The following is a 15,812-nucleotide window of genomic DNA, read 5'->3' on the forward strand; positions in this document are numbered from 1 at the left end:
TCTCTGCCCACTGGCTTTATTTTTCTTATTTTTACGTCAAAGGTTGATTTTATGGTTAAGAAGGTAACAGAGGGAATCACTATCAGCGTGGAAACATTCTACCAGCCGGATTATTCTAATCCTATTGGAAGCGAATTCATGTTTGCTTACCGTATCACCATTGAAAACAACAATACTTTCCCCATCAAATTGCTGCGTCGCCACTGGTACATCATCGATTCCAACGGTACCCACCGCGAAGTGGAGGGTGAAGGAGTTGTAGGCGTACAGCCGTTACTGGCCCCCGGCGAGACTTATCAATACGTCTCGGGATCCAACCTCCGCACTGAAATAGGAAAGATGTACGGTACCTACCAAATGGAAAACCAACTGGATAAGAAAGTCTTTGAAGTAAGGATTCCTGAATTCCAGATGGTTGTTCCCTTCAAACTCAATTAATTCGTTATTAATTACGGTCTGTACTTAGACGCCTTGAATATTTCCAGCAGATTTTTCGACTCCATCAATTGCTGAACGCTTACGTCAGCGTGTTTTTCCATGTATTTGTTCACGATCTCGTAGCCCACGAAGTAGCCGATTTTTCCGGGAGATCCTTCGGACATGCCCTGGGTGGCCGGTGCATCGTTCATGAAAAGGTTGATCTTCTGCCAGTCCGTTGTATACAACAGGTTGTTCTGTACAAAAAACTGCCAGATAAATTTTTCATTTTCACGGCACCATTGCAGCTGCTCTTTCGCATAGCCGAAGCGGATAGAGTCGGGCGTATTGGGAAGTACTTTGGACAGGAAATACTGTTGTTTGCCGGCTTCTATCATCTGCTCGAGCAGGCCGCCGGCATTGCGGGGCGCAGGATACAGCTGCTGTTGCAGCACCTGCATACAGTTGGTGGTAATATACTCCGGCGCAAAATGACGGATCATATAGTCAGGATAGTCCGGTATCTGGGCATAAGGGGGGAAATCGGCGCCCATATACATGTCCAGCCCTATCCCCAGGATAGAGTCGATCGTAATGGCACCATAATTGGCAATACCGGAGGTGAAAGTGACCACTTTGGGGGGATGAAAAGCAGGAATGTAATATTTGGTATAACGAAACGCCTCTTCCAGCTGTTTTTGCAGCGTACCGGCGTTACCATATTTTTGAGACACGGCTGTCTCCAGTTGCCGGAAATCGCGGTTGGTCAGGAAAAGCCGCAGCTGCTGCTGTACTTCCTGGCTGCTGTCTGCATAAGCGCCGAAGTTCATGATCTCTGAGATATAGATAGGCATGAAAAGCGGATAGGCCTGATGCAGCCGGGTTATTCCGGGTTGTATATCGTTGGTGTCGATGGTAAACAGCGCTGAGTCGAACCGCTGGATACTAACGTTCATGGGTATATGGCTTACGTCCGGTGTTTTATTGCCGGTATTGCAGGCGTACAGGAACAGTGCCGCGAGGCAGCCAGTCAGCAGGGAATATGTAGGGTTGTTTCGCATTCAGGTAAAATTATTGGAAAATTATGAATTACGAATTACGGTTAACGAATATATGGCAGATATTATTGCGGGGTTCTTATAAGTAACGTTGATGAATAAAGTATTTCAAATTCGTAATTTCATCGTTAAAATGAATCATATGAAGCGGTTTTTTTTGCTGGCATTAACATTAGGGATAGCAACAGCAGGGATGGCACAGAGCGGACAGGGTACTTTTGCCCGTAAAGTGCGGCTGGGCTTTAAATTAGATCCTATGATCTCGATACTGAAGCCACAGGAGTCGGGCGTAAGCCGCAACAGCTCCAAAGGAGGACTGAGCTTCGGGCTGATGGCCGATTTTAACCTGAATGAAGCCGGTAACTATGCGCTGGCCTCGGGCTTTAACGTGGTGTTGGGTGGCAGTAAGCTGAAATATGATGCTGGTAAAGGATTGGGCGATTTTAAGGCCAATCCGGCAGAATACAACATGAAACTCACCTACATCGAGATACCACTGGCACTGAAGCTGAAAACAACATCGCCCAACGATCTTAATTTCTGGGGACAGTTCGGTACCTATTTCGCTTTCCCGGTAAGCGGCAGGGCGGATGTCATCTCCCTGAATCAAACGCATGACAGGGTAAACATACTACCGGAAATGAACCGCATCAATATCGGTATGCTGATCGGCGCCGGTGTGGAATACCCGCTGGGCGAAACCCTTACCGGTATTATCGGCTTAACCTACCAGAACGGCTTCGTGGACGTTACCCGAAACGCCAAATGGGATGATGGTAAAGTAAATATGAATAGCTTTGCGCTGCGGCTGGGCGTATATTTTTAACAACAGCCGATCTAAACTTTTTTCAAGGGTATGAAAATTATACTGGCACAACAGAACTATCATATAGGTAATTTTGAACACAACACACAGAAGATCATCGAAGGAATAGCCGCTGCTAAAGCACAGGGTGCTGACCTGGTGGTGTTTTCCGAACTGTGTGTATGTGGTTATCCCCCACGTGATTTCCTCGAATTTGAAGATTTTATTGCGCAATGTTATCATGCTATAGACATGATCAAAGCGCATACGCACGATATCGCCGTGCTGGTAGGCAGTCCGGCCCGCAACCCGCAACGGGAAGGCAAGGACCTGTTCAACGCAGCCTGGTTTCTCCACGAAGGGGAAGTAAAGCAGGTGGTACATAAAACCCTGCTCCCCACCTATGACGTTTTTGATGAATACCGCTACTTTGAGCCATCTTACGAGTGGAACATCATTCCGTTTAAAGGGAAAAAACTGGCCGTGACCATTTGTGAAGACATCTGGAACCTCGGTGATAACCCGCTGTACCGCATCTGCCCGATGGATATGCTGATGGCGCAACAGCCGGACGTGATGATCAATCTCTCCGCTTCCCCGTTTGATTATGATCATGATGAAGACCGTAAAGAGATCATCCGCGCCAATGTGCTGAAGTACAAGCTGCCCATGTACTATTGCAATACTGTGGGCTCCCAGACAGAGATCGTATTTGACGGCGGCTCTCTTATCTTCGACGCGGCCGGTAATGTAGCAAAGGTACTGCCCTATTTCACCGAAGCTATGGGGGGAATGGACCTGGAAGACCTGCTTTCCAAAGGAGAAGCCCCTGCCGAAATGGTGACTTTCACTCCGCTGACGGAATTAATGTTTGAACACAACATTAACCGGATATATGATGCGCTGGTGCTGGGCATCCGTGATTACTTCAGTAAGATGGGCTTTAAAAAGGCGATCCTGGGCTCTTCCGGCGGTATAGACAGCGCCGTGACCCTCGCTATTGCCTGCGATGCGCTGGGCAGTGAAAATGTGCGTGCTGTACTGATGCCTTCTCCTTATTCTACCGAACATTCCGTAGATGATGCCGTGGCGTTGTCCAAAAACCTGGACAACCCTTACGACATTATCCGCATCAATGATATTTACGAGAGCTTCCTGACTACGCTGGAGCCGTATTTCAAAGGACTGCCCTTTAACGTGGCAGAAGAAAATACCCAGTCCCGTATCCGTGGTAACCTGCTGATGGGACTTTCCAACAAATTCGGGTATATCCTGCTCAATACCTCCAACAAAAGTGAGCTGTCTACCGGTTACGGTACGCTGTACGGCGATATGGCCGGCGGCCTGTCTGTACTGGGCGACGTTTACAAAATGCAGGTGTACGCCCTTGCGCGGTACATCAACCGGGATAAAGAGATCATCCCCGTAAATATCATTGACAAGGCCCCTTCCGCAGAGCTGCGCCCCAATCAAAAGGACAGTGACAGCCTGCCTGATTACGCGGTGCTGGACAGGTTGCTGTACCAGTATATTGAGCGCCGTCAGGGACCTAAAGAAATTATTGCTCAGGGATTTGACTCCGCTTTGGTTTCGCGGGCCTTAAAGATGGTCAACACCAATGAATACAAAAGGAATCAATTCTGCCCTATTATCCGGGTATCTTCAAAGGCCTTTGGTGTGGGCCGAAGGATACCGATAGTAGGTAAATATCTCAGCTAAATGCTATTTTTCTATCTTTGAGCAAATTTTTTAATAATACAACATGTTACAAGTACCGTTTATACGTCAAAATAAAGAACTGGTATTAGAGCGTCTCGCCCTGAAAAACTTTAAAGAAACAAACCTGGTCGATGAAGTGCTGGCACTGGACGACAAGCGTAAGCGCCTCACCCAGGAATATGATGAAACACAAGCGCAGGTAAACAGTCTCTCCAAAGAGATCGGTAAACTGATGGCGCAGGGTAAAAAAGAAGAAGGCGAAGCACAACGTGCCGCCGTAAACGCCCTGAAAGAGAAACTGGGACCGGTGAATGAAGAGCTGAACGCCACTGAAAAAACGCTGCACGATACCCTCGTTAAGCTGCCTAACCTGCCTGCTGCCATCGTACCTCCCGGTAAAACCCCGGAAGAAAACGTGGAAGTGCGCCGTGGTGGCAATATCCCCACACTGGCCGCTGATGCTGTGCCTCACTGGGACCTCGCTAAAAAGTACCAGCTGATTGATTTCGAGTTGGGCAATAAAATCACCGGCAGCGGTTTCCCTGTTTTCCAGAAACAAGGCGCCCGGCTGCAACGTGCGATGATACAGTATTTCCTGGATTTTAACCTGGATAACGGTTATACTGAATATGCTCCTCCTTACCTGGTAAACGAAGCTTCTGCCTTTGGTACCGGCCAGTTGCCTGACAAAGAAGGACAGATGTACCACGCTACTGAGGACAACTATTTCCTGATCCCGACAGCAGAAGTGCCGCTGACGAATATCTACCGCGATGAAATCGTGAAAGATACCGATCTGCCTATCAGAATGACCGGTTATACCCCCTGCTTCCGCCGTGAAGCCGGTTCTTACGGTAAAGATGTACGTGGCCTCAACAGGGTGCACCAGTTTGATAAGGTGGAGTTGGTACAGATTGTACATCCGGACAAATCTTACGAAGCGCTGGACGAGATGGTGGCCCACGTGGAAAAGCTGCTCAACAGTCTCCAGTTGCCCTACCGCATTTTGCGGCTGTGTGGCGGTGATATGAGTTTTGCATCCGCCATCACCTATGACTTTGAAGTGTACAGCGCCGCCCAGCAAAAATGGCTGGAAGTGAGCTCTGTATCTAACTTCGAGACATACCAGACCAATCGCATGAAGATCCGTTTCAAAGAAGCCAACGGCAAGCCGCAGCTGACCCATTCCCTGAATGGCAGCTCTTTGGCCCTGCCCCGTATCATGGCATGTGTGCTGGAAAACAACCAGACAGAAGCGGGTATTCCGTTACCGGCCGTACTGCATCGTTATTTCGGCGCAGACAAGATTGCATAAACACTATCTTTTTTTGATGATAAAGAGCAGCCCTAAACCGGCTGCTTTTTTTTATTTTCGTACCATGAGACATTTTTTGCCCAACGGAGCAGAACTGATCATCCGGCCGCCGGTGGTAGAAGACGCCCTCGGATTGCTGCGTAATTTCCAGCGGATGACGCAGGAAACAGACTTCCTGTTGTTCACTCCCGGAGAAGCCCTGGAGCTGAATGAGAAATCAGAAGAAGATTTTATCAAAACCTACCTGAAGAATCCTGACCAGCTGATGCTGGTCGCCATCGTGAATGACACACTGGTAGGTTCTATCACCGTAAACCATGGCGGATACTACAAAAGAGGCCATACCGCCGAAATGGGCATCGCTGTGGAACGTGCCTGGAGTGGTTTGGGCATCGGCCGGCGGTTGATGACCGCCATGCTGCGCTGGGCCGAACAACATGAAAAAATACAGCTGTTATACCTGCAGGTGTTTGGTTCCAATGATAAAGCCATGCATCTCTACCGTAACTTTGGTTTCCTGGAATGCGGCCGCCTGCCCTACGGTATACAGCTGAAAGAGGGACAATATGCAGACCTGGTGACGATGTACCGCCGGGTAAAACCATGATCATAAAGACGATTTGTTATGCAACGATATGACCGACAGACAAGACTGGAAGGCTTTGGCCCGGAGAAACAACGTTTATTACAGGCAGCGTCCGTGCTGGTGATTGGCGCCGGTGGACTGGGCGTGCCGGTACTGCAATATCTAACGGCCATGGGTATAGGAAAAATAGGTATTGTGGAGCATGATACCGTATCCGTTACCAACCTGCAAAGACAGGTGCTGTATCATACTGCCGATCAGGGAAAACCCAAACTGGCCCTGGCTGCAGCAAGGCTGCAACAACTTAATCCGGAAGTGCAGATTGTACCACATGATACCTGGCTGACGACAGACAACGCGCTGGAGATTATCGGCGCTTATGATGTAGTAGTGGATTGTTCTGATAATTTTGGTACCCGTTACCTGGTGAATGATGTCTGCGTGATTACCGGCAAACCGTTGGTATACGGCGCTATCTATAAATACGAAGGACAGTTGAGCGTATTTAACTACCAGGGCGGCGCCACCTATCGCTGTATTTTTCCTGAACCACCGGAATCCGGCGAGATGCTGAATTGCAGCGAGATCGGCGTGCTGGGTGTGCTGCCCGGTATTATCGGTTGTTACCAGGCCAATGAAGCAGTGAAGGTGATCACCGGCATTGGCACACCGCTGAAAAACCAGCTGCTCACTATCGATACATTACATAATACCCACCTTACTTTTAATATTACACCGGTAGCCGCCAATCAGCAGATAACGCGTTTGGCAGACAACTACCAACAAACTGTTTGTGAAGTGAATAATCTGCAATCCCTGTCTGTAGAACAGCTGCATCAGTGGCTACAGCAACAAGGCAATGACCTGCAACTGTTGGATGTGAGAGAAGATGACGAATGGGATATCTGCCATCTGCCACAGGCCATTCATATCCCTATGGGACAGGTATTGGGGCGCGTGAACGCTCTGCAGTCGGAGGCGCCGCTGGCGGTACTATGCCATCATGGTATGCGCAGCAGGGCTGTGGGACAGCGTTTGGTAGAGATGGGCTTCAAACAGGTGTACAATGTGGAAGGCGGTATTCATGCCTGGGCCTGTGCCATAGATGACCAGATGCAAACTTATTAATGTGACCATAGAACTCTGTCTCCTTTTTTTCCTGGTAGCGTTGGTGTATTCATCAGCCGGTTTCGGCGGCGGTTCCAGTTACCTGGCTATCCTGGCCCTGTGGGGCATCGATTTTCAACTGATGAAGTCCACGGCATTATTATGCAATGTAGCCGTGGTAGCTGGTGGGGTATATCATTTCTACAAAAGCGGCCATCTCCCGATGAAAAAGGCGTTGCTGTTGTCTTTCGTTAGTGTGCCGCTGGCTTTTGTGGGCAGTTATCTGCCGCTTAAACAGGAAACCTTTTTCCTGCTGCTGGGCGTAGCCCTTACGTTGGCTGCTGTGTTCATGTGTTACCGCCTCTTTTTTGAACGTAATCAGGAGACGGAAACCCTGCGGGAAGGCAACGGTGTCCTGTATGGATTTATCGGCGGTGCTATCGGGCTGCTGTCCGGGATGACCGGCATTGGTGGCGGTATTTATCTGGCGCCGGTACTGCGGCTGGGCAAGTATGATACTGCTAAAAACGTAGCTGGACTGAGTAGTTTCTTTATCCTCGTTAATTCTATTTCAGGTTTGCTGGGACAGGCCGCTAAAAAGGCGATTGTATTTGAGCCAGCTTTCGCCGGACCGCTCCTGCTGGCGGTGATCATTGGCGGACAAATCGGTGCGCGGCTGAGTGCCCGTGTGCTTAAACCCAAATGGGTGGCAGGTGCTACGGCGGTATTGATTTTGTATGCAGGTGTCAGAATGCTGATAAAGTAATTTTATCCCCCTATCACAGACATGCTTTCTGGGGCGCTGGTGTGCAGCTGTTCGGCTTCAAACCCGTTGGCAGCGCGGTGATGCAGTGCCTGTTGAATAGCCGGTAATAACGGCTCTCCTGACCGCATCAGGTCTTTCACATTTAAAACATCGGGGCCATAGAGACAGGTTTTTACACTACCGGTAGCGGATATACGTAGTCTGTTGCAGGTACCGCAGAAGGTACGGCTATAGGCCGGTATCACCCCGATATTGCCGGCATGGCCGGGAATACTGTAGTTGAGCGCAGTGGAATGAGGGGCGTCCGGTAATTTATGCAGGGTGTACTTTTCACGGAGGGTATCAAGAATGGCCTCATAGTTCCAGTTGATACCGGAAAAAGCATGCCCCTGGCCGTTGAATGGCATTTCCTCAATGAACCTTACAGATACGGGTTGCTCGCGGGTAAGCGCTGCAAAGTGTACCAGCTCATCTGTATTTACCTGGTCCATTACGACCACATTGATCTTCACCTGCATCTGATGTGCCAGCAGGTTGTCCAGCGTTTGCATGACAGCGGCAAACTGGTCGCGGCGCGTGATCTGCTGAAAGCGCGCAGGTTGCAGCGTATCGAGACTGAGATTGACATGTGTAATGCCCAGTGCTTTCAGGTCCGGGATATGATGGTGGGTGAGTACGCCGTTGGTCGTGATAGCGATCTGCCGTATGCCGCTAATGGCATTGATTTTAGCCAGGAGGGGTATGAGGCCCGGGCGAAGGAAGGGTTCTCCACCGGTAATCCTGACTTTGGAAATGCCGGCGGATGCCAGTGTTTCCAATAAGGTGATGATTTCTGCATCTGTAAGCAGGGCGGACGATTTGACAAAACGCATATTTTCCGGCATGCAGTAAGTGCAGCGGAGATTACAACGGTCTGTTACAGACAATCTAACGTAATCGATTATACGATGATGGGCGTCCGTTAGCATGTTCAGCAGTTTTTACCTGCATTCGGATTTTCAAAAGCCTGGCTGTCATCTTCATTTCTGGGGGAAAGGCACTGGAAATCCTTTTCCACCAGTACTTTCAGCTCAGAGCCATCAGGATTGGGAAGTATCAGTTCAAAGCCCACCTGGTCCGGTGCATACCAATGCTGTAGCCGCTCTGCGGGCAGTAACAGGTGTACGCCGTCATGTTCCATTTTGATCACCGGATCGGTGATGCTTTTGGACCGTACGCAAAAATGAAGCACGCCGGCACCGATATGGGTGATGGATTCCACTTTGCCGGTAGTTTCCAGCAGTTCCATATCTGTTTTGTCCAACCGGTAGCGGATGCTATTCCCTCTTATCCTGATCTTCATAGAAAGTGATTTTCTCCGGTATTAAAAGTACTATTTTATCGCTGCTATATTGTAGTTTTAACCAACAAATTTCAATGTATGGGCCTTCTGCTTTTTGGTGTGGCAAAAGATATTGCCGGTGCGGCGCTGGTTGATCTTCCGGAAACGGTGACCAATGTGGCGGAACTGAAACGGTGGTTGTATGACCATTACCCGGCCATGCAACAGCTCAGTTCCCTGATGATAGCGGTCAACCGCGAATATGCGGCCGATACACAAATGATCCATGCAAGTGACGAAGTGGCCGTGATACCGCCGGTGAGCGGCGGGTGAAGCCGTCAGGCAAACCATGGGCCTGGGCAGATTTTAAAGATAATTATGGAAACATTAATAGCCATCAGAGATACCATCACCGTACAGGAAGCGCTGGACTTCATTCAGTCCCCGGAATGTGGTGGAGAGGTGATCTTCACCGGAACGGTACGGAATGATACCCGTGGCCGCGGGGTGACGAAATTGTTTTATGAATGTTATGAGACGATGGCGCTCAGCGAAATGCAGAAAATTGCCGATCGTGTACAGGCGCAGTGGAACATTAAAAAGCTGGTCATGTTACATGCCATCGGTGACAAATATCCCGGCGACATTGCCGTGGTGATTGCTGTTGCTTCCGCGCATCGCGGTATTGCATTTGACGCTTGTGAGTTTACCATCGACACACTGAAAGAAACGGTGCCTATCTGGAAGAAGGAGTTTTTTATGGACGGAGAGATTGGTCAGTGACCTGTTTCATCGCTGTAGCCTTTTCTTCAGGCGTATTGGCATTGTATTGCTCGGCGGCATAAGGATTGTGCAGCAGCCGGATGTTGGTATTCAGCAACGTTTTGCGGGGACAGTTTTTGCCAGACTCCACACTTTGCTGTAAAGCACGCAGACCGGCAGGCTCCCAGATGGCAATCAGCGGTTCGGGAAGGTCATTGACCGGACTGATGAAGGCGGTGGCTGATTGTGCTGCATCCCGCTCCCGGACCAGTATTTCAAGGCTTTGCCGGCTGATCAGCGGAAGATCGCAGGCCAGTACTAACCAGGCCGTGTCCGGTTGTAGCAGGTGTGCACTCAGCAATCCAGCAGAAGGGCCGCCATAAGGCACGTTGTCAGGTATCAACCGGGGATAGTGATCAAAATCTGTTTGTTGATCTGTCCGGCAGGACAGATATGTTTCCAGTTCAAAAGACGCTAATAAATCCGCCAGGTATTGCCATTGCGGTATACCATGATAGCTGATCCTGCTTTTATTTTCCTGCATCCGGGCACTTTGTCCGCCGCAGAGTACCAGTCCTTTCAATGGTGCGATATTATTCCCTGCCATATGCTGCTGTTTTTAAATTTGTTGTTGCGCATTATAGGATTACCCGCCGTGCCCGTAATCCTGTTTGCCGCCGGTTTTACTGATCAGCCGGGTTTGGCGGATGATCATTTCCTGTGTGAAAGCTTTGCACATATCGTAGATCGTGAGCGCGGCCACGCTGGCGCCGGTGAGGGCTTCCATTTCCACGCCTGTTTTTCCGGTGGTTTTCACGGTACAACGGATAATGGCTTCTTCGTCTTCGAGGTGTATCTGTACATCGCAGCCGTCCAGCAGCAAGGTATGGCAGAGCGGAATGAGGTCCGGTGTTTTTTTCGCCGCCATGATACCGGCGATAATGGCCGTCTGGAATACGGCGCCCTTGCGGGTTTGTATATCATTATCGCGGAACTGTTCCCGTACCAGTGCGGGTAAATACACCCGGCTTTCGGCAACGGCTACACGATAAGTGCTGCCTTTGCCGCTCACATCTACCATTGCCGGTTGACCGGAAGAATCGAGATGGGTAAAATCGCTGCTTGATGGATTGGCCATAATATCATAAATTTAATCACTTTCACCTTTACAAAAATAATACAAAATGATGCTGACTGTTGCCGCTGCGTATACCGCCGTATTACAAACTGTGAGGGATATGGGCACAGAAGTGCTGCCTTTTGAAGTGGTTACCAGGCGCGTATTGCGTGAGCCCGTTAAAGCTGACAGGCCCTTCCCGCCGTTTGACAGGGTTACCATGGATGGTATCGCCATCCTGTACGACAGCTTTGCACGAGGGCAGCAGATTTTTGGTGTGGAAGATATCCAGGCTGCGGGCGCTCCGCGGCTACAGTTGTCCAATACTGCCAATTGCATTGAAGTGATGACCGGCGCCATTCTGCCGGAGCTGACAGACAGCGTGATACCTTATGAACAGCTGCAAGCTACTGATCATGAAGGTTTCCGCCGTTTTACCATTACAGGTGAAGTTACACAGGGACAGAACATTCACCGCAGAGGCTCCGATGTGGCGGAGGAGACAGTACTGCTGTCGCCCGGGACCCTGATTGGCCCTGCGGAAGCGGGCGTGCTGGCCACTGTTGGTAAAACGCTCGTGGAGGTGGCGCGGCTGCCACGTGTAGCCGTGATCGCTACCGGCAATGAACTGGTGCCGGTGGATGCCACACCCGAAGAGCACCAGGTGCGTATCTCCAATATATACAGCCTGATGGCTTCTCTGCAGCAATGCGGTATTACCGCAGTATACGTACACTTACCGGATGAAGAAGCTGCCATGCACGAGCGACTGGAACCATTATTGCGGGAGACAGATGTGTGGATCAGCTCCGGGGCGGTATCAGCCGGGAAATATGATTACCTGCCGGCGGTATTACAGCGGTTGGGCATGCAGCAACGTTTTCATAAAGTACAGCAAAGGCCGGGAAAACCTTTCCTGTTCGGCACTTTCACCAACGGACCTGTGGTATTTGCTTTGCCGGGCAATCCGGTTTCGGGCTTCATGTGTTTTTACCGTTATGTGCTGCCCTGGCTGAGAGCTGCTATGGGAGCGCAGGATGAAGCACCTGTTTATGCAGTGTTGCAGGAAAAAGTGACTTTTAATCCTTCATTGGAATATTATCTTCCTGTTAAGTTGCAATCGCTGCCCGATGGCACCATGGGCGCCATCCCTCAGCCCTATCACGGCTCAGGAGACCTTGCCAGCCTGCTTCATGCCGATGCCTTCATGGCGCTTCCATCAGATAAGAACATCTTTGAAAAAGGAAGTTGTTATCAGATCTGGAGATTTCGTTAAACCCAGGCGGGAAAACACAGTCTTAGATTAAAATATTTACGTATGCCTGTAGTTGCCAAAAAACTGGAAATGCAACATCTCGCCTGGCGTGCCGGCTTCGGTGAAACCCTGCCTGTTATCTCCGACTGGGAAAGAAGACGGCGAAAAGAAATCGTGAATAAAGTATTGATCGGCCCTAAACGGGCTGAGCTGGAGTCGATAGACGTAATCAACGCCACAGACCTGCCGGATTACAGACGCTCAAAAAACATGACGGACGAGCAACGGAAAACCGTCAATGAGATGAATACCCAGGGCATCAAAGACCTCAATGTGGCCTGGATGAACATGATGCAGAAAAGCGATCATCCGTTGCGCGAAAAAATGAGCCTCTTCTGGCATGGCCACTTTGCATGCCGCACCCAGAACGTGTTGTTCAACCAGCAGCTGATAAGCGAGATCAGGAACAATGCTTTAGGCAACTTCGGCGATCTGCTGACCGCTGTCTCCAAATCTCCGGCGATGCTGCAATTCCTCAATAACCAGCAAAACCGGAAGCAACATCCCAACGAAAATTTTGCCCGCGAAGTGATGGAACTGTTCACCATGGGCCGTGGACACTACGCTGAAACAGATATTAAAGAAGCTGCCCGCGCCTTTACCGGATGGGGCTTCGATGAAGATGGCCAATTCGTGTTCCGTGAAAAACAACATGATGACGGGATCAAAAATATCCTTGGTAAAAGTGGTAACTATAATGGGGATGATGTCTTGAAGATATTATTGGAACAAAGACAGACGGCCACTTTTATCACTACTAAAATATTCAGGTATTTTATAGATGATACACCGGATGATACCCTTATCCAGTCTCTTTCAGAGAAGTTTTATCACTCGGGTTATGATATCAAAACACTGATGCGGGAGATATTTATGGCCGATTGGTTTTACGATAGTAAATACATTGGCAACCGTATCAAATCGCCGGTAGAACTGCTGGTAGGCATACGCCGCACCGTTCCCATGGCTTTTGAGCAGGAAGAAGTGACGCTGGTATTTCAGCGTATACTCGGACAGATGCTCTTTTACCCGCCTAATGTGGCCGGCTGGCCCGGCGGCCGTAACTGGATAGACAGCTCCAGCCTGATGTTCCGGCTACGGGTGCCACAGGTGATCCTGTACTCGCAGGTGCTGAATATACGGCCTAAAGAACTGACACCGGAAATGGGCGATGGCGGGAACTATAAGATGACGCTTCAGATCAATGATTTCCTGAAAAGACAATTCGCCAAAAAAGTGAATGCCCGGATCAACTGGGACCCTTATGTGCAGGGCTACAGCGACGTTCCCCGCGAAAACCTCGCGGATGCCATCGCCGGCGTGTTGTTGCAACAACCCGGCAATGTTAAAAAAACGCTGTTGGAAAAATATGCAGATACCAGCTCCCGCGAAGGATATATCAAGACGGTGACCATTGATGTCATGAGCACTCCGGAATATCAACTTTGTTAATCATTCACCAGAAAGCTATTAGTTATGTTAATACTTAACAGGCGTCGTTTTTTACAGGTAGGTTCCCTGGCTTCGGCAGCAGTGCTGATGCCGAAGTTTCTGAAAGCGTTGGAAACGGGTGCACTGGTGCCTCCGGGCAATAAAGTGCTGGTGATTGTACAACTGTCAGGTGGCAATGATGGCCTGAATACCATCATCCCTTACCGCAACGATATCTATTACCGCTCCCGCCCGGCGCTGGGTATTAAGCGGGAAACGGCATTGTCGCTCAATGATGACCTGGGTATCCATCCTTCTTTAGAAGGGCTGAAAGCCTTATATGATGATGGTTCTATGGGAATCCTCAACAACGTGGGATATCCCAATCCTGACCGCTCGCACTTTCGCTCCATGGATATCTGGCATTCCGCCAGCCAGGCAAATGAAATATGGAACGATGGCTGGGTAGGCCGCTACCTCGATGCCCAGTGCAACGGCTGTGATAAACCCACGCAAGCACTGGAAATAGACGATACACTGAGCCTTGCGCTGAAAGGCGAACATAATAAAGGACTGGCGCTTACAGATCCGGGCCGTCTTTCCAATACCAGTAACGATCGGTTTTTCAAAGAGCTCCTGCAACAGCATGCACATGAAGATGAACACCATAATGTAGAATATCTCTATAAAACCATGGGTGAAACCATTTCTTCTGCAGCTTATATCCAGCAACAGTTTAAGACTTACCAATCCAAAGAAAATTACCCGGGTACTGAGCTGGGACGTAATATGCGCACCATTGCCAATCTGATCATGTCTGATATCAATACCAAAGTGTACTATGTATCGCACGGCAGTTTTGATACCCATGTGAACCAGCAGGACCAGCAGGCGCGGCTTTTTAAACAGTTGAGCGATGCCCTGACAGTGTTTACCGGCGATCTTAAAAAGAACAACCGTTTTCAGGATGTGGTGGTGATGACCTTTTCCGAATTCGGGCGGCGCGTGAGCCAGAATGCCAGCGGCGGAACCGACCACGGTACCGCTAATAATATGTTCCTGATAGGTGGTGGATTAAAACGACAGGGAGTATTGAACGACGGACCAGACCTGATGAACCTGAAAGATGGGGATTTACAGTATAAGCTGGATTTTAAAAGCGTGTATGCCACCCTGTTGGATAAATGGTTGGGGGCCAATGATAAAATGATCCTGAAATCTGATTATGCAAAATTGGATTTTATCTAACGCCGGTCCCAGGGCTGAAGCCCTGGGCTACGATGTTGTTCAAGCATGTTTAGAAGTACGGTTTAATATTGACGCCCTAACATCATTAAAAGGCGCAAGGGTCCTATGATATCGTAACCTGGGCTAAGATGTTGTCTTGGCGTGTTTCGGGTGTAGTTTAATATTGAACCCTAAATTATTAATAACGAAATATTGATGATAAACACGCCTGAAGAACATCGTAGCCCAGGGCTTCAGCCCTGGGATTCTTATTGAGCCGTAACGGTATATATCGCTCTGAAGGCCGCGTTTTTGATGGTGCGGCTGCCGCCTACACCGCTGAGGTCTCTCACCGTGCCGGAGAAAGTTCCTTCCACCAGGATATTATTGCTATTGGTGACGGTGAGGAAACAATCAGCGCTGCCTTGTGAGCTGTAAGTAGCAGGATAGCCTCCGCTGTTGATCACCATCAGGATGCTGTTGCCCGCCCTGGTGCAGGGATATACGCCCGGAGGGAAGGGTATTTTCAATCCTGCCATGCTAATGCTGATAGCATCGTTGTTGACAGTCTTCCCGTTAATTTCCAGTTTATAGTAGTCATTCGTAGGATCATCGTCCTGAAAGTTAGGAGCATATGCTACTCCTTTAGGATTCTCGCTGAGATAGATTTTATTATCCAGCTTTACGGAAACAAACTTACGGTCTTTGCTATCGTCTTTATCTTTTCCGCAGGAGCTGCCGAGGATTACAACGGCACTGAGTAGTGCGGTTACAAGTATGCGCATAGGTACTTATTATAGAAAGATGTAATAAAAATTCCGATAAAAATAATCATTTTCAGAATAGAAAAACGGATGCCGGCCCGG

The 15,812-nt window shown here is 49.3% G+C and carries 18 protein-coding genes; 12 read left to right on the forward strand and 6 right to left on the reverse strand.

The window, feature by feature from the left end:
* Positions 1 to 51: 51 nt before the first annotated feature.
* A complete protein-coding gene (gene apaG / locus HHL17_RS05605; protein ID WP_169223779.1) occupies positions 52 to 438 on the forward strand; it encodes a Co2+/Mg2+ efflux protein ApaG in 387 nt (128 codons plus the stop codon).
* 11 nt (positions 439 to 449) lie between these two features.
* Here apaG and gldB read toward each other — a convergent pair whose 3' ends face one another.
* On the reverse strand, positions 450 to 1,478 hold the full coding sequence (gene gldB / locus HHL17_RS05610) for a gliding motility lipoprotein GldB (protein WP_169223780.1): 1,029 nt from the start codon (positions 1,476 to 1,478) through the stop codon (positions 450 to 452).
* 139 nt (positions 1,479 to 1,617) lie between these two features.
* Between gldB and HHL17_RS05615 the strand changes: the two genes are divergently transcribed.
* The 6 genes from HHL17_RS05615 to HHL17_RS05640 all read left to right on the forward strand — a co-directional run bounded on the left by HHL17_RS05615 (position 1,618) and on the right by HHL17_RS05640 (position 7,773).
* Positions 1,618 to 2,301 (forward strand): porin family protein, encoded by a 684-nt coding sequence (locus HHL17_RS05615; RefSeq protein WP_169223781.1) that lies wholly within the window; start codon positions 1,618 to 1,620, stop codon positions 2,299 to 2,301.
* Between the two features lie 30 nt (positions 2,302 to 2,331).
* Positions 2,332 to 3,999, forward strand: a complete 1,668-nt coding sequence (locus HHL17_RS05620; protein ID WP_169223782.1) for an NAD+ synthase — start codon at positions 2,332 to 2,334, stop codon at positions 3,997 to 3,999.
* A 43-nt stretch (positions 4,000 to 4,042) separates the two neighbouring features.
* Positions 4,043 to 5,314, forward strand: coding sequence for a serine--tRNA ligase (gene serS, locus HHL17_RS05625; protein ID WP_169223783.1), 1,272 nt, complete (start codon positions 4,043 to 4,045; stop codon positions 5,312 to 5,314).
* A 64-nt stretch (positions 5,315 to 5,378) separates the two neighbouring features.
* Positions 5,379 to 5,921 (forward strand): GNAT family N-acetyltransferase, encoded by a 543-nt coding sequence (locus HHL17_RS05630; protein WP_169223784.1) that lies wholly within the window; start codon positions 5,379 to 5,381, stop codon positions 5,919 to 5,921.
* Positions 5,922 to 5,939: 18 nt separating this feature from the next.
* Positions 5,940 to 7,028, forward strand: coding sequence for a HesA/MoeB/ThiF family protein (locus tag HHL17_RS05635; RefSeq protein WP_169223785.1), 1,089 nt, complete (start codon positions 5,940 to 5,942; stop codon positions 7,026 to 7,028).
* Between the two features lies 1 nt (position 7,029).
* Complete coding sequence (locus HHL17_RS05640; RefSeq protein WP_169223786.1) at positions 7,030 to 7,773, forward strand: sulfite exporter TauE/SafE family protein; 744 nt, start codon at positions 7,030 to 7,032, stop codon at positions 7,771 to 7,773.
* Positions 7,774 to 7,775: 2 nt separating this feature from the next.
* Here the strand turns inward: HHL17_RS05640 and moaA are convergent, their stop codons facing one another.
* Together moaA and HHL17_RS05650 are read right to left on the reverse strand one after the other, a co-directional pair.
* Positions 7,776 to 8,741 (reverse strand): GTP 3',8-cyclase MoaA, encoded by a 966-nt coding sequence (gene moaA / locus HHL17_RS05645; RefSeq protein ID WP_169223787.1) that lies wholly within the window; start codon positions 8,739 to 8,741, stop codon positions 7,776 to 7,778.
* A gap of 2 nt (positions 8,742 to 8,743) precedes the next feature.
* Positions 8,744 to 9,115: a DUF7009 family protein gene (locus HHL17_RS05650; protein ID WP_169223788.1), complete on the reverse strand. Its 372-nt coding sequence runs from the start codon at positions 9,113 to 9,115 to the stop codon at positions 8,744 to 8,746.
* Between the two features lie 78 nt (positions 9,116 to 9,193).
* On the opposite strand from HHL17_RS05650, the gene moaD reads away from it, so the two are divergent.
* Both moaD and HHL17_RS05660 read left to right on the forward strand, forming a co-directional pair.
* The gene (gene moaD, locus HHL17_RS05655; protein ID WP_169223789.1) at positions 9,194 to 9,427 is read left to right on the forward strand and encodes a molybdopterin converting factor subunit 1; all 234 of its coding nucleotides are present in this window, start codon (positions 9,194 to 9,196) and stop codon (positions 9,425 to 9,427) included.
* A 45-nt stretch (positions 9,428 to 9,472) separates the two neighbouring features.
* Entirely contained in the window at positions 9,473 to 9,877 is a 405-nt protein-coding gene (locus tag HHL17_RS05660) for a molybdopterin synthase catalytic subunit (protein WP_169223790.1), read from the forward strand.
* Here HHL17_RS05660 and HHL17_RS05665 read toward each other — a convergent pair.
* Positions 9,852 to 10,463, reverse strand: coding sequence for an NTP transferase domain-containing protein (locus tag HHL17_RS05665; RefSeq protein ID WP_169223791.1), 612 nt, complete (start codon positions 10,461 to 10,463; stop codon positions 9,852 to 9,854). The two genes, HHL17_RS05660 and HHL17_RS05665, sit on opposite strands and share 26 nt — an antisense overlap.
* Positions 10,464 to 10,502: 39 nt before the next feature.
* Positions 10,503 to 10,994, reverse strand: a complete 492-nt coding sequence (gene moaC, locus HHL17_RS05670) for a cyclic pyranopterin monophosphate synthase MoaC (RefSeq protein WP_169223792.1) — start codon at positions 10,992 to 10,994, stop codon at positions 10,503 to 10,505.
* 46 nt (positions 10,995 to 11,040) lie between these two features.
* Here moaC and HHL17_RS05675 point away from each other — a divergent pair, with 46 nt between their 5' ends.
* The 3 genes from HHL17_RS05675 to HHL17_RS05685 are packed head-to-tail and all read left to right on the forward strand — an operon-like array spanning position 11,041 to position 14,967.
* Positions 11,041 to 12,249, forward strand: a complete 1,209-nt coding sequence (locus tag HHL17_RS05675; protein WP_169223793.1) for a molybdopterin molybdotransferase MoeA — start codon at positions 11,041 to 11,043, stop codon at positions 12,247 to 12,249.
* Positions 12,250 to 12,291: 42 nt separating this feature from the next.
* Positions 12,292 to 13,740, forward strand: a complete 1,449-nt coding sequence (locus HHL17_RS05680; RefSeq protein WP_240975098.1) for a DUF1800 domain-containing protein — start codon at positions 12,292 to 12,294, stop codon at positions 13,738 to 13,740.
* 24 nt (positions 13,741 to 13,764) lie between these two features.
* The gene (locus HHL17_RS05685; protein ID WP_169223794.1) at positions 13,765 to 14,967 is read left to right on the forward strand and encodes a DUF1501 domain-containing protein; all 1,203 of its coding nucleotides are present in this window, start codon (positions 13,765 to 13,767) and stop codon (positions 14,965 to 14,967) included.
* 248 nt (positions 14,968 to 15,215) lie between these two features.
* On the opposite strand, the gene HHL17_RS05690 is transcribed toward HHL17_RS05685, so the two are convergent.
* Positions 15,216 to 15,731, reverse strand: coding sequence for a hypothetical protein (locus HHL17_RS05690; RefSeq protein WP_169223795.1), 516 nt, complete (start codon positions 15,729 to 15,731; stop codon positions 15,216 to 15,218).
* Positions 15,732 to 15,812: the final 81 nt, after the last annotated feature.

Source organism: Chitinophaga fulva (assembly GCF_012927205.1).
GTDB classification, from domain to species: domain Bacteria; phylum Bacteroidota; class Bacteroidia; order Chitinophagales; family Chitinophagaceae; genus Chitinophaga; species Chitinophaga fulva.

Bases quoted from the DNA above. Each gene is read 5' to 3' on its own strand.
- moaA (WP_169223787.1), bottom strand. From the start codon at position 8,741: ATGCTAACGGACGCCCATCATCGTATAATCGATTACGTTAGATTGTCT.
- HHL17_RS05635 (WP_169223785.1), top strand. From the start codon at position 5,940: ATGCAACGATATGACCGACAGACAAGACTGGAAGGCTTTGGCCCGGAG.
- HHL17_RS05675 (WP_169223793.1), top strand. From the start codon at position 11,041: ATGATGCTGACTGTTGCCGCTGCGTATACCGCCGTATTACAAACTGTG.
- moaD (WP_169223789.1), top strand. From the start codon at position 9,194: ATGGGCCTTCTGCTTTTTGGTGTGGCAAAAGATATTGCCGGTGCGGCG.
- HHL17_RS05615 (WP_169223781.1), top strand. From the start codon at position 1,618: ATGAAGCGGTTTTTTTTGCTGGCATTAACATTAGGGATAGCAACAGCA.
- HHL17_RS05665 (WP_169223791.1), bottom strand. From the start codon at position 10,463: ATGGCAGGGAATAATATCGCACCATTGAAAGGACTGGTACTCTGCGGC.
- apaG (WP_169223779.1), top strand. From the start codon at position 52: ATGGTTAAGAAGGTAACAGAGGGAATCACTATCAGCGTGGAAACATTC.
- gldB (WP_169223780.1), bottom strand. From the start codon at position 1,478: ATGCGAAACAACCCTACATATTCCCTGCTGACTGGCTGCCTCGCGGCA.
- HHL17_RS05680 (WP_240975098.1), top strand. From the start codon at position 12,292: ATGCCTGTAGTTGCCAAAAAACTGGAAATGCAACATCTCGCCTGGCGT.
- HHL17_RS05690 (WP_169223795.1), bottom strand. From the start codon at position 15,731: ATGCGCATACTTGTAACCGCACTACTCAGTGCCGTTGTAATCCTCGGC.
- moaC (WP_169223792.1), bottom strand. From the start codon at position 10,994: ATGGCCAATCCATCAAGCAGCGATTTTACCCATCTCGATTCTTCCGGT.
- HHL17_RS05620 (WP_169223782.1), top strand. From the start codon at position 2,332: ATGAAAATTATACTGGCACAACAGAACTATCATATAGGTAATTTTGAA.
- HHL17_RS05660 (WP_169223790.1), top strand. From the start codon at position 9,473: ATGGAAACATTAATAGCCATCAGAGATACCATCACCGTACAGGAAGCG.
- serS (WP_169223783.1), top strand. From the start codon at position 4,043: ATGTTACAAGTACCGTTTATACGTCAAAATAAAGAACTGGTATTAGAG.
- HHL17_RS05650 (WP_169223788.1), bottom strand. From the start codon at position 9,115: ATGAAGATCAGGATAAGAGGGAATAGCATCCGCTACCGGTTGGACAAA.
- HHL17_RS05630 (WP_169223784.1), top strand. From the start codon at position 5,379: ATGAGACATTTTTTGCCCAACGGAGCAGAACTGATCATCCGGCCGCCG.
- HHL17_RS05685 (WP_169223794.1), top strand. From the start codon at position 13,765: ATGTTAATACTTAACAGGCGTCGTTTTTTACAGGTAGGTTCCCTGGCT.